Annotated in this window: 28 protein-coding genes and 1 pseudogene; 13 read left to right on the forward strand and 16 right to left on the reverse strand. The window is 66.3% G+C overall.

Translation table 11 applies throughout. From position 1 onward, the window contains the following. Window positions 1–10: 10 nt before the first annotated feature. From JD971_RS10480 to JD971_RS10515, 8 genes are read right to left on the reverse strand one after another with little or no spacing between them, the layout of a single operon-like run. The gene (locus tag JD971_RS10480; protein ID WP_202083207.1) at window positions 11–238 is read right to left on the reverse strand and encodes a hypothetical protein; all 228 of its coding nucleotides are present in this window, start codon (window positions 236–238) and stop codon (window positions 11–13) included. 30 nt (window positions 239–268) lie between these two features. Next, window positions 269–538 carry a hypothetical protein gene (locus tag JD971_RS10485; RefSeq protein ID WP_202083208.1) on the reverse strand — a complete coding sequence of 90 codons (270 nt, stop codon included), beginning with the start codon at window positions 536–538 and terminating at the stop codon, window positions 269–271. Beyond that, window positions 535–873 carry a hypothetical protein gene (locus JD971_RS10490; protein WP_202083209.1) on the reverse strand — a complete coding sequence of 113 codons (339 nt, stop codon included), beginning with the start codon at window positions 871–873 and terminating at the stop codon, window positions 535–537. The genes JD971_RS10485 and JD971_RS10490 overlap by 4 nt, the downstream gene beginning before the upstream one ends. Window positions 874–876: 3 nt before the next feature. Next, window positions 877–1,173, reverse strand: coding sequence for a hypothetical protein (locus tag JD971_RS10495; protein ID WP_236672048.1), 297 nt, complete (start codon window positions 1,171–1,173; stop codon window positions 877–879). Window positions 1,174–1,201: 28 nt separating this feature from the next. Beyond that, window positions 1,202–1,576: an envelope stress response membrane protein PspC gene (pspC, locus tag JD971_RS10500; RefSeq protein WP_202083210.1), complete on the reverse strand. Its 375-nt coding sequence runs from the start codon at window positions 1,574–1,576 to the stop codon at window positions 1,202–1,204. Continuing rightward, the gene (gene pspB / locus JD971_RS10505) at window positions 1,573–1,878 is read right to left on the reverse strand and encodes an envelope stress response membrane protein PspB (protein WP_202083212.1); all 306 of its coding nucleotides are present in this window, start codon (window positions 1,876–1,878) and stop codon (window positions 1,573–1,575) included. Before pspB ends, pspC begins: the two co-directional genes overlap by 4 nt. A gap of 3 nt (window positions 1,879–1,881) precedes the next feature. After that, on the reverse strand, window positions 1,882–2,835 hold the full coding sequence (gene pspA / locus JD971_RS10510) for a phage shock protein PspA (RefSeq protein WP_236672049.1): 954 nt from the start codon (window positions 2,833–2,835) through the stop codon (window positions 1,882–1,884). Further along, the gene (locus JD971_RS10515) at window positions 2,832–2,987 is read right to left on the reverse strand and encodes a hypothetical protein (RefSeq protein ID WP_202083214.1); all 156 of its coding nucleotides are present in this window, start codon (window positions 2,985–2,987) and stop codon (window positions 2,832–2,834) included. Before JD971_RS10515 ends, pspA begins: the two co-directional genes overlap by 4 nt. A 157-nt stretch (window positions 2,988–3,144) precedes the next feature. On the opposite strand from JD971_RS10515, the gene pspF reads away from it, so the two are divergent. The 12 genes and pseudogenes from pspF (at window position 3,145) to JD971_RS10575 (ending at window position 15,881) form a co-directional block, all read left to right on the forward strand. Continuing rightward, complete coding sequence (gene pspF, locus JD971_RS10520; RefSeq protein WP_202083216.1) at window positions 3,145–4,188, forward strand: phage shock protein operon transcriptional activator; 1,044 nt, start codon at window positions 3,145–3,147, stop codon at window positions 4,186–4,188. 36 nt (window positions 4,189–4,224) lie between these two features. Further along, entirely contained in the window at window positions 4,225–5,073 is an 849-nt protein-coding gene (locus JD971_RS10525) for a hypothetical protein (RefSeq protein WP_202083219.1), read from the forward strand. A gap of 170 nt (window positions 5,074–5,243) precedes the next feature. Next, window positions 5,244–5,813 carry a ribosome maturation protein RimP gene (gene rimP / locus JD971_RS10530; RefSeq protein ID WP_202083221.1) on the forward strand — a complete coding sequence of 190 codons (570 nt, stop codon included), beginning with the start codon at window positions 5,244–5,246 and terminating at the stop codon, window positions 5,811–5,813. Window positions 5,814–5,815: 2 nt separating this feature from the next. Further along, window positions 5,816–7,492, forward strand: a complete 1,677-nt coding sequence (gene nusA / locus JD971_RS10535) for a transcription termination factor NusA (protein WP_202083223.1) — start codon at window positions 5,816–5,818, stop codon at window positions 7,490–7,492. After that, window positions 7,473–8,210, forward strand: a complete 738-nt coding sequence (locus JD971_RS10540; protein ID WP_202083225.1) for a DUF448 domain-containing protein — start codon at window positions 7,473–7,475, stop codon at window positions 8,208–8,210. The genes nusA and JD971_RS10540 overlap by 20 nt, the downstream gene beginning before the upstream one ends. A gap of 112 nt (window positions 8,211–8,322) precedes the next feature. Continuing rightward, window positions 8,323–10,971, forward strand: coding sequence for a translation initiation factor IF-2 (infB, locus tag JD971_RS10545; RefSeq protein WP_202083227.1), 2,649 nt, complete (start codon window positions 8,323–8,325; stop codon window positions 10,969–10,971). A gap of 12 nt (window positions 10,972–10,983) precedes the next feature. Then, complete coding sequence (locus JD971_RS10550; protein WP_202083229.1) at window positions 10,984–11,523, forward strand: DUF1697 domain-containing protein; 540 nt, start codon at window positions 10,984–10,986, stop codon at window positions 11,521–11,523. Window positions 11,524–11,584: 61 nt separating this feature from the next. Next, on the forward strand, window positions 11,585–11,992 hold the full coding sequence (rbfA, locus tag JD971_RS10555; RefSeq protein ID WP_236672050.1) for a 30S ribosome-binding factor RbfA: 408 nt from the start codon (window positions 11,585–11,587) through the stop codon (window positions 11,990–11,992). Between the two features lie 16 nt (window positions 11,993–12,008). After that, window positions 12,009–12,620 carry a thymidine kinase gene (locus JD971_RS10560; protein WP_202083233.1) on the forward strand — a complete coding sequence of 204 codons (612 nt, stop codon included), beginning with the start codon at window positions 12,009–12,011 and terminating at the stop codon, window positions 12,618–12,620. 51 nt (window positions 12,621–12,671) lie between these two features. Continuing rightward, the gene (gene obgE, locus JD971_RS10565) at window positions 12,672–13,766 is read left to right on the forward strand and encodes a GTPase ObgE (RefSeq protein ID WP_202083235.1); all 1,095 of its coding nucleotides are present in this window, start codon (window positions 12,672–12,674) and stop codon (window positions 13,764–13,766) included. Window positions 13,767–13,802: 36 nt separating this feature from the next. Continuing rightward, window positions 13,803–14,951, forward strand: a pseudogene (gene proB, locus JD971_RS10570) (glutamate 5-kinase). 24 nt (window positions 14,952–14,975) lie between these two features. Continuing rightward, entirely contained in the window at window positions 14,976–15,881 is a 906-nt protein-coding gene (locus JD971_RS10575; RefSeq protein WP_202083237.1) for an NAD(P)-dependent oxidoreductase, read from the forward strand. A gap of 33 nt (window positions 15,882–15,914) precedes the next feature. Here JD971_RS10575 and JD971_RS10580 read toward each other — a convergent pair whose 3' ends face one another. The 8 genes from JD971_RS10580 to sseA all read right to left on the reverse strand — a co-directional run bounded on the left by JD971_RS10580 (window position 15,915) and on the right by sseA (window position 23,213). Then, entirely contained in the window at window positions 15,915–16,706 is a 792-nt protein-coding gene (locus JD971_RS10580) for a phosphoadenylyl-sulfate reductase (protein WP_202083239.1), read from the reverse strand. After that, complete coding sequence (locus tag JD971_RS10585; RefSeq protein ID WP_371809594.1) at window positions 16,699–17,193, reverse strand: DUF934 domain-containing protein; 495 nt, start codon at window positions 17,191–17,193, stop codon at window positions 16,699–16,701. Before JD971_RS10585 ends, JD971_RS10580 begins: the two co-directional genes overlap by 8 nt. Next, entirely contained in the window at window positions 17,186–18,820 is a 1,635-nt protein-coding gene (locus JD971_RS10590; protein WP_202083241.1) for a nitrite/sulfite reductase, read from the reverse strand. The genes JD971_RS10585 and JD971_RS10590 overlap by 8 nt, the downstream gene beginning before the upstream one ends. Before the next feature lies 1 nt (window position 18,821). Continuing rightward, window positions 18,822–19,118 (reverse strand): DUF2849 domain-containing protein, encoded by a 297-nt coding sequence (locus JD971_RS10595; protein ID WP_202083243.1) that lies wholly within the window; start codon window positions 19,116–19,118, stop codon window positions 18,822–18,824. Continuing rightward, a complete protein-coding gene (gene cobA / locus JD971_RS10600) occupies window positions 19,115–19,885 on the reverse strand; it encodes a uroporphyrinogen-III C-methyltransferase (RefSeq protein ID WP_202083245.1) in 771 nt (256 codons plus the stop codon). Before cobA ends, JD971_RS10595 begins: the two co-directional genes overlap by 4 nt. 69 nt (window positions 19,886–19,954) lie before the next feature. Next, entirely contained in the window at window positions 19,955–21,142 is a 1,188-nt protein-coding gene (locus tag JD971_RS10605) for a mechanosensitive ion channel family protein (RefSeq protein ID WP_236672051.1), read from the reverse strand. Then, on the reverse strand, window positions 21,142–22,413 hold the full coding sequence (gene metC, locus JD971_RS10610; protein ID WP_202083247.1) for a cystathionine beta-lyase: 1,272 nt from the start codon (window positions 22,411–22,413) through the stop codon (window positions 21,142–21,144). The genes JD971_RS10605 and metC overlap by 1 nt, the downstream gene beginning before the upstream one ends. Beyond that, window positions 22,368–23,213 carry a 3-mercaptopyruvate sulfurtransferase gene (sseA, locus tag JD971_RS10615; protein ID WP_202083249.1) on the reverse strand — a complete coding sequence of 282 codons (846 nt, stop codon included), beginning with the start codon at window positions 23,211–23,213 and terminating at the stop codon, window positions 22,368–22,370. Before sseA ends, metC begins: the two co-directional genes overlap by 46 nt. A 151-nt stretch (window positions 23,214–23,364) precedes the next feature. On the opposite strand from sseA, the gene queF reads away from it, so the two are divergent. Then, window positions 23,365–23,841, forward strand: coding sequence for a preQ(1) synthase (gene queF / locus JD971_RS10620; RefSeq protein ID WP_202083251.1), 477 nt, complete (start codon window positions 23,365–23,367; stop codon window positions 23,839–23,841). Window positions 23,842–23,855 lie beyond the last annotated feature (14 nt).

The following is a 23,855-nucleotide window of genomic DNA, read 5'->3' on the forward strand; positions in this document are numbered from 1 at the left end:
CGCGCTCCGCTCACAGGTCGACGCCCGCCGCGATCGCCTCCAGCCGGCGAATGCGTTCGCGCATCGCGGCAAGCTCGATCCGCGCCCCGGTGGGCGAGGCGTCCTGTTCGGCCTCGCCGCGCTCCATCTCGCGGCGCTTGAGGTCGAGCCAGCCTTCCCACCCTTTCAAAAGCGCGCCCAGCGTCAGGCAAAGCCCGATCAACGCGCAAATCGCGACAGGCAGATATTCGGTTGCCATATCTATCGCTCCTCTTGATGGACCGGCGGGTCAGACCTCGCGCCGGTCGCGCAGCTTCTCGATCTCTTCGGCAAGGCCCACGCTCTGCCGGTCGTCGGTGGCGATCCGTTCGAGCACGTGGATACGCTCCTTCAATTCGGCGATCTCGGCGCGCAACCGGTCCTCGTCACCGCGGTCCAGCCGGACCGGATTGCCATCCTCGTCGGTGGCATAGCCGGCGCTCGCATTCTGTTTCGCGCGCATGACCTGCGCGATGGATACGATCGCCACGATGAGCACGATGGCCGCCCAGAAGCTCATTGCATCTTCTCCTTTTCAGGGGCGCGAGCGTGGTCGACGGAACGCAGGGCGTCGATCTCGTGGCTCAGGCCGTATCCCGTGTCGGTCACGATCCGTTCCACATTGGCGAGCCGGTCCTTCACCGAACCCAGTTCGGCGCGAAGGGCCGCGTTTTCCTGCGTGACGAGTTTCACCCGTTCCTCCGCCTGCGCGTCGTGCTTCGGGTAAACCGACTTGCCCCAGCTGTTTTCGAGCGGGTAGCCGTGCCGCACGCGGATGAAGGTGTTGACGACCCACGCGGCGGCAAAGGACACAGCGGCAACGCCGGCGACCGCGGGTGTGAGAATATCCTCCATCGTTCAGACCTCGTGCCGCGGGTGGGTGATCTTCGGGTCGAGCCGTGCGGCGCTGTCCTCGTGACGGAGCGCCTCGATCTGATCGGAGAGGCGATAGCCGCTGTCGGTGACGATGCGTTCGAGGACGCGGATCCTCTCCTCCAGCGCCTGCGTGTGCTGCGCATATTGCGCGGCCTTCTCGGCGGTGGCGCCGACCTGCATCTCCGCCATTTTCGCCTGGTGGCGGGTCCAGATGACCAGCGCGCCGACCAGAAACGGCGCCAGCGGTATCATGATGCCCAGAACTGCAACGATATCCATGATGTTTCCCCCTTCTTGCCCCGGTGCCTTACCGCAGGCGCTCGATTTCGGCCGACAGCGCGCGGTTCGAACTCACGTAATGTTCCTCCACGCGGGCGAGGCGGCGGTCGATGTCGCGGAACTTGCCCTTCACCTGCCGGGCGGAGGCGGACGGCGATTTGCGCACGTCCTGCCAGAATTTCTCCTCCTGCCGGTCGTGATAGAGCTGCTCCGGCTTTTTCGGCGCGATGAACCCGGCGGCGAAATAGAGCAGCAGCGGCCAGCCCATGGTGAGCGTGAAGATGATGAAGCCGAGGCGGATCCAGAAGGCGTCGATCCCGGCGTAATTGCCCATGCCGGAACACACGCCCATCAACTTGCCATTCGCCTTGTCGCGATAGAAACGGGTGCGGGGCGTGTTCATCGTGCATTCCTTTCCTTGATCAGCCGGTCCAGCTCGTCGAGCTTGGCATTGTCGGCGTTGCGCGCGGCATCGAGGCGCGGGGCGTCGAAATGTTCGCGGCGATATTCGGGGCTCTCGCTGGCGACGAGCCGTTCGACGGTCTCCATCCGCTCATCCAGGCGGCGGGCGAGCTGGTAGAGTTCCTCCAGCATGTCCTCGTCATTGTCGGTCAGTTTCGGCGTGGTCTTCCACTTGGTGATGTAGTGGAACAGCAGCCACGGCAGGCCGAGGAATATCAGCAATACGGCAAGCACTTCTTCCACGGATCAATCCCCCTTGTTTTCGTTGCCGCCCTTCATGGCGCGCTTCAATTCTTCGAGTTCGGCATCGACATTGTCATCGCCGCCCAGCGCCTCGATCTGTTCGGCGAGGCTGGGCTCGCGATTGCCCGAACGGTCGTATTTCAGAGCGTCGGCGCGCCCTTCGGCATAATCGACGCGGCGTTCCAGCTGATCGAAGCGGGCCATCGCCTCATCCACGCGCTCGGTCGAGAGCAGCGTGCGCAGCTTCACGCGGTTCTCCGCGCTTTCGAGGCGGGCGGCGATCTGCGTCTGGCGGCTGCGGGCCTCGCGCAGGCGGCCCTGCAATTTCAGGATGTCCTCCTCACAGGCGCGCAGGCTGTCGTCGAGTACGGCGATCTCCTCGCGCAGCTTGCCCGCAAGATCGGAGGCCTTCTTCTTCTCCGTCAGCGCGGCGCGGGCGAGATCCTCGCGATCCTTCGACAGCGCAAGCTGCGCCTTCTCGCCCCAGTCGTCCTGAAGCCGTTCGAGCCGGTAGCAATGCCGCTGCATCTCCTTCTGATCGGCGATGGTGCGGGCGGCGCTGGCGCGCACCTCGACGAGCGTTTCCTCCATTTCCATGATAATCATGCGGATCATCTTGTTGGGGTCGTCGGCCTTGTCGAGCAGATCGCTGAAATTGGCCGCGATGATGTCGCGGGTCCGGTTGAATATGCCCATCAAAGGTGCTCCATATTGCGAAATCTGGTCGTTGAAGCGGCGCGGAGCGTCGGCACCGCGCGGCTGACGGTCGGTGCCGTTCGCCGGTTCGCCGGAACGCTCTGCCTGCGGGCGGCGCAGCCGGGCCACCTCGTTTTCGAAACGCGAGGCCGCGGCATTGTCGCGCGATGCGCGCCGCTGTTCCGCCCGCTCGGCGTGGAGCCTGTCCGCCTCGCGGCGGCGCTCGTCCTTTTCGGGTTCGAGATCGAAAGGTTCGGTCATGCAAGATACCCGGCGGTGGCGGCGACGAAATGAATTCCTTGCGAACTGGCCTGCATCTGCTGGCTCAACGCAAAGACATTGAGCGCCAGCATCGCGACCAGGCTGGCGGCGGCGGACCATCCTACCGGCGTGCTGCGAAAACGTTCAAGCATCTTTCATTTCCTCACTGTGTGCGATGTGTGCCCCCATCATTGCAACCGCCGTGCCAGTTTCGATTTATCACGACGAAACAAGGACTTACGATTTTTTCGCGAGCATGGACCATGGGGCGTATTGCCCACACTTGGTGAAATGTGCCAATGTTTGGGAATGGAGCGCGAAAGCCAGTTCGTCGGCCAGTCCTCGGCCATTCTCGACGCGGTCGAACGCGCCAGCCGCGCCGCCGCATTGTCGCGGCCCGTGCTGGTCGTGGGCGAACGCGGCACGGGCAAGGAACTGATTGCGGAACGCCTGCACCGCCTGTCCGACAGGTGGGGCGAACCGCTGGTGGTGATGAATTGCGCCGCGCTCCCCGAAACGCTGATCGAGGCGGAATTGTTCGGGCACGAGGCGGGCGCCTTCACCGGCGCCACCAAGGCGCGCGAGGGCCGGTTCGAGGAGGCGCATGGCGGCACGCTGTTCCTCGACGAGCTGGGCACGCTGTCGATGGCGGCGCAGGAGCGCCTGCTGCGCGCGGTCGAATATGGCGAGGTCACGCGCATCGGGTCCTCCCGCCCGCGCCGGGTCGACGTGCGCATCGTCGCCGCCACGAACGAGAATCTTCCCGCCATGGCGCAGGCGCACCGGTTTCGTGCCGACCTGCTCGACCGGCTGAGTTTCGAAGTCATCACGCTTCCGCCCCTGCGCGCGCGCGAGGGCGATATCGTCGTGCTCGCCGATTTTTTCGGGCGGCGCATGGCGGCCGAATTGCACTGGGACGGGTGGCCGGGTTTCCGCGAGGAGGTGCTCGACGCGCTGGAGGCGTATGAATGGCCCGGCAATGTGCGCGAATTGCGCAATGTGGTGGAACGCGCGGTCTATCACTGGGACGACAGGCGCGACGCGGTGGGCGAGATGATCTTCGACCCCTTCGATTCGCCATGGGCACCGAAGGGGGAGGGTAGCGCGCCCGGCGGCGAGGACGAGGCTGCCGTGCCCGCGAAGGTGGTGGCGGAAACGCCGGCCTTCGATTTTGCCGGGGTCGACGATCTGCGCGGGGCGGTCGATGCGCACGAACGCGCCATCGTGGAGGCGGTGCTGGAGCGCAATCGCTGGAACCAGCGGCGCGCGGCGGAATCGCTCGGCCTGACCTATGACCAGCTGCGCCATTGTCTCAAGAAACATTCGCTATCCCCGGCGCAGCAGGCGTCCTAAACCCGGCCCGCGATGATCAGCACAGCGAGGGGACAGATGAGGATTTCAGCATTCGTGGCCATCGCGATGGGAGCGGCGTTGCTGCCGCCCGTCGCCCATCCGGCCCTGGCGCAGGAGAGCCTCATGGCGCCGCGTGACGAGGAGGCGCGGGTCGCCGATGCCCGGTCGGCCGCATCGCGTGCGGAGACGATGGATGCCCTCGATCGGGCCGCGATGGTTGCGCAGGATGCGTTTCGCTCCGGGGACGCAGGTGCGGATGTCCCCGTCATCGTCGTTCCGGACGGTGAGGATGCATTTCGCGCCATCGTCCTTTCGGATACGGCGGTTCCCCATGCGCTGGCGCGATACCGGGTCGGGGCGGGGCGGGTCCTGTCCGGCGGCATGATCGAGGATGCGGCGGAACGCACGCTGTCCCCGGAAGAGCGCCGGCTGGCCGATGCGCGCGTCGCCGCCCTGCGTGAGCGGGAAAGCCGCGGGCTGCCGCTATGTTCCGAACGGTCGCCGCGCACCATCGCCCTGCCGCGCGAGGACGACGGCACCGTCCCTGTCTATGTCATGAGCGGGCGCAGGGAGGCGGGCGTGCTGCCGACAGGCGGGCATTACCGCTTCGACATCGACGCGGCGGGCGCGGTGGCGCACTGGCGCGTGATGGCCGACGGGTGCCGGGACGCGCGATGGGACGTGGACGATCCCGAGCTGGACAAGCAGGTGTTCGTCCTTGCCCACACGCTCGACGATCATCCCAACGCGGTGCTGATGCTGCTCAGCCGCCGCCTGCCGTTCAGCATGGGGGTGGTCACGGGCGACGTGATCTGGCCGGTGATCGGCGGCGAGATCACGACCCCGGTGCCGATGATGGACGACCTTCTCCCAACCGAAGAATGATGCGCGCCCCTTGCCTTTTATCGGCGGGGGGCGTAAATGCGATTCATCCCGACATTGTCATGGCAAGGTCCGGGCCGAAGCCGAAAGGCTCCGGCGCGATGGCCGCTACGTGGCATTCGTTCGGGTTCTTGATGTTTTTCGGCCCCCTGGCCGACGAGAAGGAGCGACATTTGGCCGATCTGACCCGCGTAACCGAATTGTGCGAAGCCGAAGCGAAAGGCTGCGGCTTCGAACTGGTGCGCGTGAAGCTGTTCGGATCGGACGATGAGCGCACCTTGCAGGTGATGGCGGAGGATCCCGCCACCGGACAGCTGGTGATCGAGCAGTGCATGACGCTCTCCCGCCGCATTTCCGACGCCATCGACGCGCGGGAAGAGGCCGGTGACGAGCTGATCGACGGCGCCTACCGGCTCGAGGTGAGCAGCCCCGGCATCGACCGGCCGTTGACGCGCGAGCAGGATTATGCCGACTGGGCCGGGCACGAGGCGCGCATCACGCTGGACAAGAAGGCCGACGCGCCGGGCGGCAATCGCCGCACGTTCCACGGCGATCTCGCTGGGATCGAGGATGGCATGGTCACGATCGAGGATCGCAAGAACGGTCGGACCGTTCTGCCGTTCAATGACATTCACGCGGCGAAGCTGGTCCTGACCGACCGGCTGATCGCCGCGACCGGGCCGCTGGACGCCAGCGGGGCCGATGAAATCGACGACGAAGAATTCGAAGAACAGGAAGACTGACCATGGCCAGTGCAATTTCCGCCAATCGCGCAGAGCTTCTCGCCATCGCCACCTCGGTCGCGAACGAGAAGATGATCGACAAGTCCATCGTGATCGAGGCGATGGAAGAGGCGATCCAGAAGAGCGCGCGCAACCGTTACGGCGCCGAGAACGACATCCGCGCAAAGCTCGACCCGCAGACCGGCGACCTTCGCCTGTGGCGCGTGGTCGAGGTCGTCGAGGAGGTCGAGGACTATTTCAAGCAGGTGAATGTCGAGCAGGCGCAGAAGCTCGAGGATGGCGCGAAGGTCGGCGATTTCATCGTCGATCCGCTGCCGCCCGTCGACCTGGGCCGGATCGACGCGCAATCGGCCAAGCAGGTGATCTTTCAGAAGGTCCGCGATGCCGAACGCGAGCGTCAGTATGACGAGTTCAAGGACCGCGCCGGCGAGATCATCACCGGCGTCATCAAGTCGGTCGAGTTCGGCCATGTCATCGTGAACCTCGGCCGGGCGGAGGGCATCATCCGCCGCGATCAGCAGATCCCGCGCGAAATGGCCCGTACCGGCGAGCGTATCCGCGCGCTGATTTCCAAGGTCGAGCGCAACAATCGCGGGCCGCAGATCTTCCTCTCCCGCGCGCACCCCGATTTCATGCGCAAGCTGTTCGCGCAGGAAGTGCCCGAAATCTACGACGGCATCATCGAGATCAAGGCGGCGGCCCGCGACCCCGGCAGCCGCGCCAAGATCGGCGTCATCAGCCACGACAGCAGCATCGACCCCGTCGGCGCCTGCGTCGGCATGAAGGGCAGCCGCGTGCAGGCCGTCGTGCAGGAACTGCAGGGCGAGAAGATCGACATCATCCCGTGGAGCGAGGACACCGCGACCTTCATCGTCAATGCGTTGCAGCCCGCCACGGTGAGCCGCGTCGTCATCGACGAGGAAGAGGGCCGCATCGAGGTGGTCGTCCCCGACGATCAGCTTTCGCTGGCCATCGGTCGCCGCGGACAGAACGTGCGGCTGGCCAGCCAGCTCACCGACAGCCAGATCGACATCATGACCGAACAGGAATCGGGCGAGAAGCGGCAGAAGGAATTCGCCGAACGCTCCAAGGTGTTCGAGGAAGAGCTCGACGTCGACGAGACGCTTTCGCAGCTTCTGGTGGCCGAAGGCTTCACCGAGCTTGAGGAAGTCGCCTATGTCGAGCGCGACGAGATTGCCGCGATCGAAGGTTTCGACGAGGAACTGGCCGAGGAATTGCAGTCCCGCGCGGTCGAGGCTCTCGAACGGCGCGAAGAGGTCTACCGGACGCAGCGCCGGGAGCTGGGCGTCGAGGACGATCTGGCCGAGTTGCCGCATCTGACCGAGGAAATGCTCGTCGTGCTGGGCCGTGCCGGGATCCTGACGCTGGACGATCTGGCCGATCTCGCCACGGATGAGCTTATCCAGAAGCGCCGTGCCGAACCGCGCCGCCGCGAAAACTCGCCCCCGCCGCGCCGCACCTCGCAGCGCAGCGAGGACAAGGGCGGCGTGCTCGGCGCCTATGGCCTCTCCGAAGAGCAGGGCAACGAGATCATCATGGCCGCGCGCGCGCACTGGTTCGACGACGAGGACGAAACGCCCGCACCGCAGGCTCCTGCCGAACAGGCCGCCGAGACGGCCACGCCAGAGGAGGCCGCCGATGCGGAATCCTCCCAATGAGCCGCTAGGTTCCGACAGCTTCGACCTGCAGGCGGGGAAGGGCGGCAAGCCCTCTCCGGCTGAGGCCGCGCCTGAACGCCGTTGCATTCTGACGGGGCGGGTGGCCCTGCGCGAAACCATGCTGCGTCTGGCGATCGCGCCCGATGGGACGGTCATGCCCGATCCGCGCGCGCAGGCGCCGGGTCGCGGCGCGTGGATCGGCGTGTCGCGCCCCGCTCTTGAAGAGGCGATGGCGAAGGGCCACCTAAGGGGGGCGCTGGCCCGCGGGTTCAAGGGGGCGGCGCTGACCGTGCCCGACGATCTGCCCGAACGGGCGGAGGCGGCGCTGACCCGCAGCTTTACCGACCGGCTCGGCCTCGAATGGCGGACGGGCAATCTGATTGCGGGTTCGGACCGCATTGCGGAAAAGGCGCGCGGCGGCCGCGTGCACTGGCTCGCCCATGCAAGCGATGCGGGCGAGGACGGATCGCGCAAGCTGGACCAGGCATGGCGCGTGGGACAGGACGAGGAAGGGTCCGGCATGCGCGGCATACGCTTGCCACTGGACCGGGCGGGCCTCTCTGTGGCATTGGGCCGCGAGAATGTCGTTCATCTGGCGCTGACCGATCGCGCCGCGGCGGGGCGGGTGTCCGCTCTGCTGGCACGGCTGCTTCATTTCCTGGGTCGCGATCACGGGGTCGCACCACCTGGACCCGAACCTGCGGAGGCGGCGAGCTAGCGGCCTGCCGCGCACCCGCGACGCGGCGGGACATACGAGACACGAGCGTGCGCACGCTCTTCAAACCATGCGCAAGATGACGACACGAATTATTCAAGGGCGTACTGACCAGATGAGCGAAGACGAAAAAACCACCCGCACCCGCAAGCCGCTTGGCCTCAAGCGGTCCGTGGAATCGGGCGAGGTCAAGCAGACCTTCAGCCACGGCCGCACCAACAAGGTCGCGGTCGAGGTGAAGCGCAAGCGCAAGATCCTGAAGCCCGGCGAAACGCCCGCCGAGGCTCCGAAGGCCGCGCCGACGCCCGACGCCGCCCCCGCGGCAAAGGCGCCGACGCCGGCCCCCGCGCCGGCACCCCGTCCGGCTCCCGCCGCGAAGAAGCCGCCGGTGAGCCGCGAGACGCGCCAGGAAACGCAGGCCCGCCTGCTGCGCGAAGCCGAAGAGGCACGCCTCGCCTCGCTCGAGGAAGCGAACCGCCGCGAGCATCAGGAAAAGCAGAAGGCGTTCGAGGCAGAAAAGCGCCGCGCGGAGGAAAACCGCAAGGCCGAGGAAGAGGCCGCGAAGAAAGCCGCCGAGGACGCAAGCGCCCCCGAAGCCGCGCCGGAACCGGCCGAGGCGAAGGACGAAGCACCTGCGAAGGATGCGGCGAGCAAGACCGACGCCGCCGAAACGGCGAGCGAGCCTGCGCCCGAAGAGAACGCTGCGCCCGAAGAGAACGCCGCGCCCGAAGAGGACAAGGCCGACACCGCCACCAAGGCGCCGGCCCCGCGCAAGTTCACGCCCGTGAAGCGGCCCGAGATCAAGAAGCCGAAGGAAGAGAAAAAGCCCGCGCCCGCCCGCGAAACGCGCGGTGCCAATGCCGGCGACCGCCGCAAGGGCGGCAAGCTGACCGTGAACAAGGCGCTGAACGAGGACGAGGGAGCCCGCGCCCGCAGCCTCGCCGCGCTGAAACGTGCGCGGGAAAAGGAACGCCGCTCGCAGAGCCGCGGCCCCTCGCAGCCGCGTGAGAAGCAGGTGCGCGACGTCGTCGTGCCCGAGGCGATCACGGTACAGGAGCTCGGCGTTCGCATGGCCGAGAAGGGCGCGGACCTCGTCAAGGCGCTCTTCAACCTGGGCATGATGGTCACCGTCAACCAGACGATCGATCAGGACACGGCGGAGCTGCTGGTCGAGGAATTCGGCCACAACATCACCCGCGTGTCCGAAAGCGACGTCGATATCGACACCGCCGAGGACGTCGATCCCGAAGATACGCTGAAGCCGCGTGCGCCGGTCGTCACCATCATGGGCCATGTCGATCACGGCAAGACCAGCCTGCTCGACGCGCTGCGCGGGACCGACGTGACCCGCGGCGAGGCGGGCGGCATCACGCAGCATATCGGCGCCTATCAGGTGAAGACGAAGAGCGGCGATGTCGTGACCTTCCTCGACACGCCGGGCCACGAAGCGTTCACCGAGATGCGGATGCGCGGTGCCAATGTCACCGACATCGTCATCCTCGTGGTGGCCGCCGATGACGGGCTGATGCCGCAGACGATCGAGGCGATCAATCACACGAAGGCGGCCGGCGTGCCGATGATCGTGGCCATCAACAAGATGGACAAGCCCGAGGCCAATCCGCAGAAGATCCGCGAGCGCCTGCTCGAGCACGAGATCATCGTCGAGGACATGAGCGGCGACGTGCAGGATGTCGAGGTGTCGGCCAAGGAAGGCACCAATCTCGACAAGCTGCTCGACGCGATTTCGCTGCAGGCCGAATTGCTGGAGCTGAAGGCGCGGCCTGACCGCGATGCGGAGGCCACGGTGGTCGAGGCGAAGCTGGACAAGGGCAAGGGGCCGCTGGCCACCGTGCTCGTCAGCCGCGGCACGTTGAAGCGCGGCGATACCTTCGTCGTCGGCACCGAGAGCGGCAAGGTCCGCGCGCTGCACGACGACAAGGGGCGCCAGGTGAAGGAAGCCGGCCCGTCCATGCCGGTCGAGGTTCTCGGCCTCAGCGGTGTGCCGCGTGCCGGCGATACGCTGACCGTGGTGGAAAACGAGCAGCGCGCCCGCGAGGTTTCGGAATATCGCCGCGAAAAGGCCGCAGAGAAGCGCACGGCGGCAACGCCTGCGACGCTCGACAACATGTTTTCCGCGCTCAACAACGATGTCGTGGAATTCCCGGTCGTCATCAAGGCGGACGTGCAGGGTTCGGTCGAGGCGATCGCAACCGCGCTCACCCGCCTGTCCAACGATCTCATCAAGGTGCGCATCCTGCACCAGGGTGTGGGCGCCATCACCGAGAGCGACGTGACGCTGGCCTCGTCCAGCAGCGCGCCGATCATCGGCTTCAACGTCCGCCCGAACGCCAAGGCGCGTCAGCAGATCGAGAAGAACAAGGTCGAGCTGAAATATTACGACGTGATCTATCACCTGACCGAGGAAATCGCGAAGGAGATGGCGGGCGAGCTTGGTCCCGAGCGGATCGAGAATGTCGTCGGCCGCGCCGAGGTCAAGCAGGTGTTCCCGGCCGTAAAGCGCGACAAGGCGGCGGGTCTGCTCGTCACCGAAGGCACCATTCGCAAGGGGCTTTTCGCGCGTCTCACCCGCGACGACGTCATCGTTTCGGCCACCACGATCCAGTCGCTGCGCCGGTTCAAGGACGATGTTGCCGAAGTGCGCGCCGGTCTGGAATGCGGTGTCGTTCTGGAAGACACGAACGACATCAAGGCGGGCGACATGCTCGAGGTGTTCGAGGTCGAGGAACGCGAACGCACGCTGTAAGGGGAACGGCGCATGGCGCGCTATGTCGCATTTCTCGGCAGCGTGAATGTCGGCGGCAACCGGCTTTCCATGGCCGAGCTGCGGCAAGAGCTGGAGCGTGAGGAGTTCGAGAATGTCGAGACCGTCGTGGCGAGCGGCAATGTGCTGCTCGACCACGACGATCGGCCGACCGACGGATTGGCGGAGAAGATCCGCTATATCCTGCTCGACCGGTTCGACATCGACGGGATGGTGGCGGTGCGTTCGCGGGACGAGCTTGCCGCCGCGATCGCCGAAAACCCGTTTGCCGCAGATGGCGAGGAAGCCAGGGTGCACACCATGTTCCTCGCCGGGCAGCCGGAGCCGGATGCCTTTGCCGATCTCGTCGCCGCCTATGACGGGCGCGGACCCGAACGGATCGCACCCGGCACGCGCGCGGTTCACATCGACTGGTGCGAGGGCGTGGGGAAAAGCCGCCTGACCGGGCCGTTCATCGAACGACGGCTGGGCATGGGCGGCACGGCGCGGAACCTGCGCTCCATGCGGCGGGTTCTCGCCAAGATGGACGCATAGGATTACGCAAGGGGCCGCACCTGCCACCATGGCGGGGCAAGGCCAGGAAAGACGCAGACAATTGGCACGCAACTCATCATCCGGCGCCGCATCCGGCGAACAGCAATCGGTCCGCGTCCTCAAGGTGGGCGAACGGGTGCGGCACATATTGTCCGAACTGCTCGCCCGCGGGGAGGCGCATGACGACACGCTGTCGTCCACGTCGGTCAGCGTGACCGAGGTGCGCATGTCGCCCGATCTCCGTCAGGCGAAAGTCTATGTGAAACCGCTGCTCGGCGCCGAGGAAGATGCGGTGGTGAAGGCGTTGCAGGTCAACACGGCCTTCTTCCAGAAGGAAGTCGCCAAACGGCTCGGCCTGAAATTCGCGCCGAAATTGCAGTTCCGCGGCGACGAGACATTCGACGAGGCCGGGCGAATCGACCGCCTCTTGAACGATCCGCGCGTTCGCCGCGATCTCGGCGACGAATAGACCGCCCGACGCTGCCGTGGCGAAGCTCTATTTCTACTACGCCAGCATGAATGCCGGCAAATCGACCACGCTGCTGCAGGCCGATTTCAACTATCGCGAGCGGGGCATGGCGACGATGCTGTGGACCGCGGCGGTGGACGACCGCGCCGCCGGCATGCCGATTGCCAGCCGCATCGGGCTGGAGGCGGATGCCCACCGGTTCGGCGCCGATACCGACCTCGCCGCCGATATACGCGACCGCCATGCGCGCGCGACGCTTGCCTGCGTGCTGATCGACGAGGCGCAATTCCTGACGCAGGTGCAGGTCTGGCAATTGGCGGATGTCGCGGACGAGGCGAATATCCCCGTGCTCTGCTACGGCCTGCGCACCGATTTTCAGGGGGAATTGTTTCCCGGATCGGCGGCGCTTCTCGGAATTGCGGATGCGCTGATCGAGTTGAAGGCGGTGTGCCATTGCGGGCGCAAGGCCTCGATGAACCTGCGCGTCGATGCCGAAGGGCGCGCGGTACAGAGCGGCGCGCAGACCGAGATCGGCGGCAACGACCGCTATGTCGCGCTGTGCCGCCGGCATTTCAGCGCGGCGCTGCGCGGGGGCGCGGCGGTGCCTACCGCCGAAGACATGCGATAATCGCTGCATCTGCGCTGGCCCTTTGGCGAAGGGGTCGCTACATGCCGTTTCATGCATTTTCTCGATCAGGCCAAGATCTACCTGCGCTCCGGCGCCGGCGGACCCGGAGCGGTAAGTTTCCGGCGCGAAAAATATATCGAATATGGCGGGCCTGATGGCGGCAATGGCGGGCGCGGCGGCGACATCGTGTTCGTCGCGGTCGCCGGGCTGAACACGCTCATCGATTTCCGCTATACCCAGCATTTCAAGGCGCAGCGTGGCATTCCCGGCATGGGCAAGGACCGCACCGGCGCGGCGGGCGAGGATCTCGTGATCGAGGTTCCGGTCGGCACGCAGATCCTGTCGGAGGATCGCGAGGAGGTCATCGCCGATTTCACCAAGGTCGGCGAGCGTCTCACCCTGCTCGAAGGCGGGATGGGCGAGCGCGGCAATGCAAGCTACAAGAGCAGCACCAATCGCGCGCCAAGGCAGCATCAGCCCGGCCTTCCCGGGGAGGAGATGTGGGTCTGGCTGCGGCTGAAACTGCTGGCCGATGTCGGGCTGGTCGGGCTCCCCAATGCGGGCAAGTCCACCTTCATCAACCAGCTTTCGAATACCAAGGCGAAGGTCGGCGCCTATGCCTTTACCACGCTGCGTCCGCAGCTTGGCGTGGTGCGGCACAAGGGGCGCGAATTCGTCGTCGCCGACATTCCCGGCCTGATCGCCGGCGCGGCGCAGGGTGCGGGGATCGGCGACCGCTTCCTCGGCCATATCGAGCGGTGCCGCGTGCTCATCCATCTCATCGACATCAACGGCTTTGGCGAGGGGCAGGAACCCGGCGACGCGCTGCGCATCGTGCAGGACGAGCTTGAGGAATATGGCGAAGGGCTGTCGGACAAACCGCGCCTCGTCGTGCTCAACAAGATCGACCTGGCCGATGGCGAGCTGGTCGCCGGATTCGCCGAGGAGCTGATGGCGGCGGGCGCGCAGGCGGTCTTTGCCATATCCGGCGCCACGGGCGAGGGCATTCCCGAATTGCTCGACGCCGTGCTGACCCATCTTCCCATCGAGACGCAGACCGAGACCGGCGGCGCCGCGATCGAGGACGAAGCCAATACATCCACCCCATCGGGCGCGACGGACCATGACTGGTCGCCGCTCGATTGACTTTAAGTTAACACACCCATGCTCTAGGCACCCATTATGAACGTGACTCGCGATACCATCACCACGCTGGGCGATCTGGCCCGGTCCTCTTCATGCCCGCGCATCGTTTTCAAGGTGGGGTCCGCCCTGCTCGTCGATGCGGAGGGACAGCCGCGGCGCGAATGGCTCGCAGGGCTGGCCGACGAAATCGCCCACGCCCGTGCGCGCGGACAGGAAGTGATCGTCGTAAGCTCGGGCGCGACCGCGCTCGGCGCCGCGCGGCTGGGCTTTGACAAGGGTGGGCGCGGCAGCCTCCCCGATGCGCAGGCCTCCGCCGCCGTGGGGCAGATCGAGCTCGGCGGTATCTGGTCCGAAGTGCTGGGCTAGCATGATCTGATCGCGGCCCAATTGCTCGTCACGCTGGAGGATCTTGAGGATCGCCGCCGCTATCTGAATGCCGCCGCGGCGATTGCCCGCCTGCTGGAGGCCGGCGTCGTGCCCGTGGTGAACGAGAACGATTCGGTCGCGACGGCAAAGCTGCGTTTCGGCGACAATGACCGGCTCGCCGCGCGCGTGGCGCAGGCCGCCGATGCAGATGCGGTGGTGCTTTTGTCCGACGTGGACGGCCTGTTCGACCGCAATCCCAAGGATCCCAAGGCGAAGCGCGTGCCCGTCGTGCGCGGCGTCACCGACGAATTGCACGCCATGGCCGACGGCGGCAGCGCATCGGGCCTCGGCACCGGCGGCATGACGACCAAGCTGAAAGCCGCCGAAATCGCGGAGCGGGCCGGCATCGCGCTGGTCATCGCGAACGGGTTCCACGATCACCCCGTCCGCCGCGCATTGGAGGAAGGGATCGGCACGCTGTTCCTGCCCCGGCGCAGCGACGGCGCGCGCAAGGCCTATATCGGCGGGCGCATGCAGATGAAGGGCGAGCTTATCGTCGACGCGGGCGCGGCCATCGCGTTGCAGGCGGGCGGCAGCCTTCTTGCCAAGGGAATCACCGCGGTGTCCGGCGAGTTCGACAAGGGCGACCCGGTCATGATCCGCGACGATCGCGACCGCGACATTGCCAAGGGCCTGACCGAATATGACGCGGAGGAATGCCGCCTCATCCTCGGCAGCCATTCGAGCGATCAGGCCAGCCTGCTCGGATATGAGCCGAAATCGGCGGTCGTGCATCGCGACCAGATGGTCCTGCTGTGATCCACGCCGCCCGATAGGCGGGCTATGCGGATCGCCATCACCGGGGCGACGGGCTTTGTCGGCTCCACGCTGCTCGATCTCGCGTCGGGGGAGGGGCATGCCGCCGCGGCGCTGACCCGGCGGGAACAGGCGCCGCGGAGCGGGGTGGACTGGGTGCGCGGCGATCTTGCGGACCGGGCGGGCTTGCGCGAATTATGCGCCGGGGCCGATGCGGTGATCCATGTCGCGGGCGTGGTCAATGCGCCCGATGCGGCGGGCTTTCACGCCGGCAATGTCGAGGGGACGCGCAATGTCCTCGATGCCGCGCGGGACGGGGGCGTCGCGCATTTCGTCCACGTCTCCTCCCTCGCCGCGCGTGAGCCGTCGCTTTCGCACTACGGCCAATCGAAGCATGCAGCCGAGAGCCTCGTCACCGCGGGTGGGCCTGGCTGGGTCATTGTGCGCCCGCCCGCCGTTTACGGGCCGCGCGACACGGAAATGTTCGAATTGTTCAAGGCGGCGAAGACGGGCATCGTTCCCCTGCCGCCACCGGGGCGCACCTCAATGATCCACGTGGGCGATCTGTCGCGCCTGCTGCTGATCCTCGCGAGGGACGCGACGCAGCACGGGGCCGTGCTGGAGCCCGACGACGGACGCGAAAACGGGTGGAGCCATGCGGAGATGGCGCGGGCGATCGGCACCGCGATGGGGCGGCGGGTGCGACCCGTCCACGTTCCGGCGGCGTTGCTGCGCCTCGCCGCACGGGGCGACCGGATGATGCGCGGAGCAGGCGCAAAGCTGACGCCGGACAGGGTGGGCTACATGTTGCATCCCGACTGGACCGCGCGGGCGGAGTGCAGGCCGCCGCGTGCCTTGTGGCAGGCGGAGATCGACACGGGCGAGGGGCTGGCGGAAACCGCGCGCTGGTACCGGGCGCAAGGCTGGCTGTGACCGCGCGCGTTCGGCCGGTCTAGTTCGGGCGGTCTAGAATGCCGGCTCGAAGCCCGGCGGCAATTCGTCGCCGTCGGCGCCCGGCACCGCATGGATCCCGCATTCGGTCTTGTCCCAACCGCGCCACCGGCCCGAACGCGGATCCTCGCCCGGCGCGACCTTGCTGGTGCAGGGGGAGCAGCCGATGGAGGGATAGCCCTGCTCGACCAGCGGGTGACGCGGCAGGTCGTGCTCGGTCATATAGGCCTCGATATCGTCCTTGGACCAGCCGATGATCGGGTTCACCTTCAAACGTCCGGCCGTGTCGGAGGTGTCCACCTCGAACACGGGAAGGTCGGCGCGCGTTTCCGACTGAAACGCCTTGCGGCCCGTGATCGACGCGTCGTACCCTGCCAGCGCGTCGGCCAGCGGCAACACCTTGCGGATCTCGCAGCAGCCATCGGGATCATAGGACCAGCGCAGTCCGGTATCATCCTTCGCCGCGAGCGCAGCCTTGTCGGGGTAGAGATTGACCAGCCCGGTCAGCCCGAGCGCATCGACCAGCGTATCGCGATAGGCGAGCGTCTCGGGAAAATGCTTCCCCGTTTCCAGGAACAGCACCGGCGCATCGGCATCCACCTGCGCCACGAGATGCAGGAGCGCCGCGCTCTCCGCGCCAAAGCTCGACACCATGGCAACGTGCCCCGCCACGCCGTCCTTCAACACGGCGCGCAGGATGTCCTGCGCCGAGGCGCCCGAATATTGCGCGTTCAGCGCGGCGGCGTCCGCCTCTGTAAAGCGCGGGGCGGTGTCGATCCGGTCCGGGCGGCGGGCAGCATCAGCCATCAACGGCCCCGTCTTTCCGCCCATGGCGCAGCGCCCAGATCGGCGTGCGGCCATCGACCGTCTTCTGATACACATCGTTCCAGCGGTCGAGCGCCGCCGCAGCATCGCCGGGATTGAGCGGCGCATCGGGTTCGAACGCGTCAAAACCGCACCGTCGCATATAGGCGATCTGATCGACCAGCACGTCGCCGACCGCGCGCATTTCCCCGTCATAGCCCGCCTCGCGCAGGATCCGCGCCGCGGAATAGCCGCGCCCGTCGCCGAACGCGGGAAAGTTCACCTCGACCCGCGCGATGCGGCCGATATGCGGGATCAACTCGCGCGCATCCTCGCCCGGCTCGATGCGGACGGCGGTGGCATTGGTCTGCCCGGCGAACGCCTCGACCGTGACGGCGGGTTCGGCGGTGCCTTCATCCTCGCGAAGGCGCAGCACATTGCCGGCGTCCGGCCCGCGCCCTTCGCTCTCCATCTGCGTCTGCTCAACCATAAAGCGCTTCCTTGAACGGGGTCATGCCGATGCGGCGGTAGGTGTCGAGGAAACGTTCGCCGTCCTCGCGCTGTGCCAGATAGACATCGGTGGTGGTCTCGATCGCGTCGACGATGCCGTCCTCGTCGAAACCGGGGCCGGTAATCTTGGCGAGCGAGGTATCCGCCGCCTCGCTCCCGCCGAGCAGGAGCTGGTAATTCTCCGTCCCTTTGCGATCGACGCCCAGGATGCCGATGTGCCCGGCATGGTGATGCCCGCAGGCATTGATGCAGCCCGAAATCTTGAGCTTCAGCTCGCCCAGCGTATCGCCCTTGCCGTTTTCGGCAAAACGCGTGGCGATCTTCTGCGCGAGCGGGATCGACCGCGCATTGGCAAGGCTGCAATAATCGAGGCCGGGACACGCGATGATGTCGCCGATCTGATCGAGGTTGGGCGTCGCAAGGCCAGCGGCGTCCAGCTCCTTGAACAGCTCGTAAAGCTGCCCCTTCTCCACATGCGGCAGGACGATGTTCTGCGTATGCGTCACGCGGCATTCGTCAAAGCTGTAGCGCGTGGCGAGGTCGGCCATCACCTGCATCTGCGCGGTGCTGGCATCGCCCGGAATGCCGCCGACGGGTTTGAGGCTGATGACCGCGGCGACATAGCCGGGTGCCTTGTGCGCAACCGTGTTGCGGTCAGCCCACAGCGCGAAATCGGGATCGCTGCGGTCGATGTCGTCGGGCAGGTCGCTTTTGAACGCAGGGTCGGCGAAATATTCGCGGATTCGGTCCAGCTCGGCGAGGGGCGGTTCGATGCCTTCGCCTTTCAAATGCGCGAATTCTTCCTCGACCTGGCGCGCATATTCATCCTTGCCCATTTCATGGACGAGGATCTTGATACGTGCCTTGTACTTATTGTCGCGGCGGCCGTGGCGGTTGTAGACGCGCAGCGCCGCCTCGCAATAGGTGACCATCTCGTCGAGCGGCACGAAATCGCGGATGCGCGGGGCGACCATCGGCGTGCGGCCCATGCCCCCGCCGACGTAGAACGCACAGCCCAGCTCGCCCGCGTCGTTCGTCACGATCTGAATGCCGATATCGTGCAGGCGCATCGCCGCACGGTCGGTGTCCGACGCGATGACGGCGATCTTGAACTTGCGCGGGAGATAGCTGAATTCCGGGTGGAAGCTCGACCATTGGCGGAGCAGTTCGGCATAGGGGCGCGGGTCGGTCACCTCGTCCGAGGCGGCGCCGGCGAAATGGTCCGAACTGATGTTGCGGATGCAATTGCCGCTGGTCTGGATGGCGTGCATTTCCACCGTCGCCAGATCGGCGAGAATGTCGGGCGCATCCTCCAGCTTGATCCAGTTATACTGAATATTCTGGCGCGTGGTGAAATGGCCGTAGCCGCGGTCATACTTGTCCGCGATCGTCGCCAGCATGCGCATCTGCTCGCCATTCAGCGTGCCATAGGGCACCGCCACGCGCAGCATGTAGGCGTGCAATTGCAGGTAGAGCCCGTTCATGAGCCGGAGCGGCTTGAACTGATCCTCGCTCAGTTCGCCGGACAGGCGGCGGCGCGTCTGATCGCGGAATTCCGCGACGCGCGTGTCGACCATCTGCTGATCGTAAGTGTCGTATTGGTACATTTCAAACCACCCAGTCTGCGGCATTGGCGTCATCGGGGCGCCGGGTCAGGTCCATGCGGACCGTAGGGCCGAGCGCGCGAACGCGATCCTTGATATGGGCGGGGCGGATACCGTCATCGGTCCGCTCCGCATCGATGGCATAGGGCACGTTGACGCGGCGTTCCGCTTCCTCGCGCGCGGCGATTTCGTCGGCGCGGTCGCCGACATCGGCGGATGCGTTCACGTCGCGGACCCAGTCCGCACCGTCCCACCACACGACGTCGCCGGTTTTCAAATCGTTGCCCGTCAAGATCTTCATGATGCCATTCCCGTTGCCAGCGCGGCCAGCGGCGCATCCGCCCGGCCCCGCGTTACCTCTCCGATCACGATCAGCGCGGGGCTGCGGACCTTTTCATCCTCGACCATCGCGGGCAGTCCCGCGAGCGATCCGCGCAGGACGCGCATGTCGGGACGCGCCGCGTTTTCGATGACCGCCACCGGCATGGCGGGCGACAATCCGTCCGCCATCAGCTTTTCCGCGATCTGTGGCGCGGTCTTCACGCCCATGTAGATGACGAGCGTGCGGCCCACGCCCGCCAGCCCGGTCCAGTCCTGCTCGCTCAATCCCTTGCACTGCCCGGCGACGAAGCTGACGATGCTGGCATGGTCGCGGTGGGTGAGGGGGATCGCGGCGGCGGCGCCGGCTGCGTTCGCGGCGCTGATCCCCGGCACGATTTCGACCGGCACGCCCGCGGCGCGGCAGGCCTCCGCCTCCTCGCCGCCGCGTCCGAAGACGAAGGGATCGCCGCCCTTCAACCGCACCACATCATGGCCGGCAAGCGCCTCGCGCACGAGCAGGGCGCAGATCTCGTCCTGCGGCACGGAATGGTAGGCGCGGCGCTTCGCAACCGAGATCAGCCGCGCATCGCGGTGCGCCATTGCGAGGATGGAGGGATCGACCAGCCCGTCATGCACGACGATCCGCGCCGCCATCAACAGGCGCGCGGCCCGCAGGGTCAGCAATTCGGGATCGCCCGGCCCGGCCCCGACCAGGTATACGCGTCCAGGGTTTACGTTTTCGCTCATGCTCGGCAAAATGGGCGCAGCAGGCGAGGAACGCCAGCCAGAACTGTTTGGCGGGGGGCTAGCTGCGCTTTATGCGGAGGGTTCGCCTGTGTCCTTCGGGTCCTGTGCGCGTTGTTCCATGCGTTGCGACAGGGCGGCGATGATCTGTTCGAACTGTTCGTTGTTGCGCAGGTTGATGTCGCGCTGTGGAAACGGAATTTCCACGCCGGCATCCTGAAACAGATACCACAGCTTTTTCAGCACCTCGGATTTCACATTGCCGACGCCTTCCTCCGGATCGCGGATCCAGCAATGGATGACGAAATCGACCGAGCTGTCGCCATATCCCGACAGCCAAACCGACGGCGCGGGCATCTGCAACACGCGTTTCGAACTTTTCGCGGCCTCCAGCATCAATTCCTCGGCCAGTGCGATGTCGCAGCTGTAGGAGATGCCGACGGGAATCTGAAACCGTACGTTCCGGCTGGAATAGGACCAGTTTTCGACCTGGTTGATCATCAGGTTTTCGTTCGGGATCAGATATTCGCGTTCGTCGCGGGTGGTCACCGACACGGCGCGAATGCCGATCTTGCGAATCTGGCCAAAGCTTTCATTGCCGGTCTGGTCGGCGACGGCGATGACGTCGCCCGGCTTGATCGAACGGTCCATGAGCAGGATCATCCCCGCGATCAGATTGCCGAAGGTTTTCTGAAGCCCGAAACCGATGGCAAGACCGAACGCACCCGAAAACACGGCCAGCGCGGTGAGGTCGATGCCGAGAATATCGACCCCGATCAGGATCGCCATCGCCCACACGCCCAGCGTGATGAGCTTTTCGGCGAGCAGCGTCTGCGTCGGGCTCAACCGGTTGAGCTTGCCCACCGCGCTCGACCCCAGACGGCTGCCGAGCCGGGCCAGCACGAACACGCCGACGATCACGATCGCCACCAGCATCACGGTCCACAGCGAGAAGCGCGTATCGCCCACCGTGAAGCCGATCGCATCGAGCTGACCGATCATCTCGCCGATGGTGAGGTTCTGGCTCGCGACCGCCTCGCGGATTTCGTCGGCGCCGCTGACGGCGTCGGGCGCTTCGGCCGTGGGGGTGGGGGACGGCATGATGAGCGGCTCGCCGCCGACGGCCTGGCTCGCCGTGTCGGCGGCCCGGCTGACGGCGGTGGCCGTTTCCATGACGGTTTCACTGGCTGCATCGGGATCGGCGGGCATGTCCGTCGGCGTGGGAATGGGGGTGGGAACCGCGAGCGGATTGCCGGACATCAGGCGTTCTCCATCGCGGCAAAACCATCCGCAAGGTCGGCGATGAGGTCGCCTGTATCCTCCAGCCCGATCGACAGCCGGACCGCCAGTGTATCGTCTTCGCCCATCCCGGCAGGCGGCCACGGACGGACGGAGCGGTTCGCGCGCGGATCCACCGGGAGAGCGAGGCTTTCATACCCGCCCCAGCTATAGCCGATGCCGAACAGGGACAGCGCGTCGATGAAGCGGGCACGCGCGGCGGCGTCCCGACCTTTGAGGATGAAGCTGAACAGCCCGCAGCCCCCGGTAAAGTCGCGCGACCACAGATCGTGCCCCGGCGCGCCCTCCATCATCGGGCACAGCACGGCCGCGACCTCGTCCCGCGCGGCCAGCCATTGCGCGATGCGCAGGGCCGAGGCCGCCTGCTGCCGCAGCCTGAGGTCCAGCGTGCGTAGCCCGCGCAGCGCCAGCGCCGCATCGTCGGGCGACACCACATGGCCCAGTGCCTGCGCCGTGCGGCGGATGCGGGGGTAGAGGCGTTCGTTCGCCGTCACCGACCCCATCATCAGATCGGAATGCCCGCCGACATGTTTCGTGAGCGCAAGGATCGACCCGTCGCAGCCGTGCGGCAGGGCGGCGAACCCCGTCGGCCCGGCCCATGTGTTGTCGATCAGCACGACCGCATCATGGTCATGCGCGATCCGCGCGAGCGCGGGCACGTCGCACACCTCCATCGTCAGGCTGCCCGGATTTTCGAGCAGGACCGCCGCGACCCCTTCGCCGCAAGCCTCGGCAAAATTCGCATGGTCGAGCGGGTCGAAGAATTGCGTCGTCACGCCAAACGTCTTCAAAAGCCCGAGGCCCAGGTTCCGGCTCGGGTCATAGGCATTGTCGGTAATCAGCAGCCTGTCGCCCGGCCGCAGCACGGCAAGCAGCGCACCCGCGATCGCCGCCACGCCGGAGGGGTAGAGCATGGTGCCCGCCGCCCCCGGCTCCAGCGCGGTCAGCGCCTCCGCCAAAGCCCATTGCGTCGGCCCGCCACGCCGGCCGTAGAAGAACCGGCCATCCTCGTTCGTCTTCGGCCCGGCGGCGAGCGCGGCGGTATCCTCGTAAAGATGCGTGCTCGCGCGCCAGACGGGTGGATTGACGACCCCCCCGGCCAGCCCCGGCACGCTTGTATAGGCGGATTGCCGGCCGGCCTCCACGAGCCGGGTCGCGGTCTTGTGCGCATTGTCCTTTGCCAAGATCAGGCCAGCCCCTTCGCCTTGGGCGTGTCGGGACTGCTCCCCCATTCCGCCCAGCTTCCGTCGTAAAGCGATACGTCCTTCGTGCCGAGCAATTCCAGCGCAAAGGACAGCACCGCCGCCGTCACGCCCGAACCGCAGCTCGTCACGAACGGCTTTTCGAGATCGAGCCCGGCGGCCTGGAACACGCCCTGTATCTCGGTCATGTCCTTCATCCGCCCGTCCCCTTCGAACAGCATGCCGATGGGCACGTTCTTCGCACGGGGGATATGGCCGGATGCGACGCCCTCGCGCGGTTCGGGGTCTTTTCCGGTGAACCGGGCGGCGCTGCGGGCATCGACGATTTGCGCGGCATGGCTATCGAGATTGTCGAGCATGCTCTGCTTGTCGCGGAGCATCGTTTCGTCGAGCCGGGCCATGAAATCGCCGGACGGGCAGGCTTTCGCCGCGCCGCGCTCGATGCCGCGCCCCTGCATGTTCCAGCGGTGCAGCCCCCCGTCGAGCACGGCGACACGGGCATGGCCGAACAACCGCATCAGAAACCAGCCGCGCATCGCGGAATGGAGCGGCGAATTGTCGTAAAGCACGACGCGCGTGTCCGCCGATATGCCCAGCGCGCGCATCCCGCGTTCGAAATGTTGTGCCGGGGGTATCGTGTTGTCGAATTCGGCATCGCGGTCGGACAGCCCGGCAAGGTCCATGAACCCGGCGCCCGGAATGTGGAGCGCCTCGAACTCCGTCGCCGGGTCGCGCCCGGTGCCGCCCATGTGGTAGCTCGCGTCGAGCACGCGAAGATCGTCCTCGCCCAGCCGTTCGGCCAGCCATTCGGTCGTGATCAGCATGTCCATGCGTTCTGCTCCTCTGGATGCCGCCGGATGCGGCCCTGCGGCACAGGCTACAAGGCGCGACCCCCTGCTGTCCATCGGCATGGCGGCGCATGGGCCATTCCGCGTGCGGGAGGGCTTGAGCATCGGCGCGGCCCGGTGCAAAGGGCGGGACATGGCCGACACATCGAACGATCATCCGCAAAACGCCCCGCTGCACCTTGGGAAGAGCAGCGCGCTTCCTGCCTCGCCGGAGGAGGCCGTGCTCGACTACGTGCCCAATCCGCGGACGGGCGCGCTTTACATGGTGCGCTTTGCCGCGCCGGAATTCACCTCGCTGTGCCCCGTCACGTCACAGCCCGATTTCGCGCATCTCGTCATCGATTACGCGCCGGGCGAGACCATCGTGGAATCGAAATCGCTCAAGCTTTTCCTGGCATCGTTCCGCAACCATTGCGGTTTTCACGAGGATGTCACCGTCGGCATCGGACAACGGCTCTTCGACGAGATGAAACCTGCATGGCTGCGCATCGGCGGGTACTGGTATCCGCGCGGCGGCATTCCCATCGACGTGTTCTGGCAAAGCGGGCCGGTGCCCGCCGGGCTGTGGGCGCCGGAACAGGGCGTCGCATCCTATCGCGGGCGGGGATAGGGGCGGCGTTCGCT

This window comes from Croceicoccus sp. YJ47 (genome assembly GCF_016745095.1).
Classification (GTDB): Bacteria; Pseudomonadota; Alphaproteobacteria; order Sphingomonadales; family Sphingomonadaceae; genus Croceicoccus.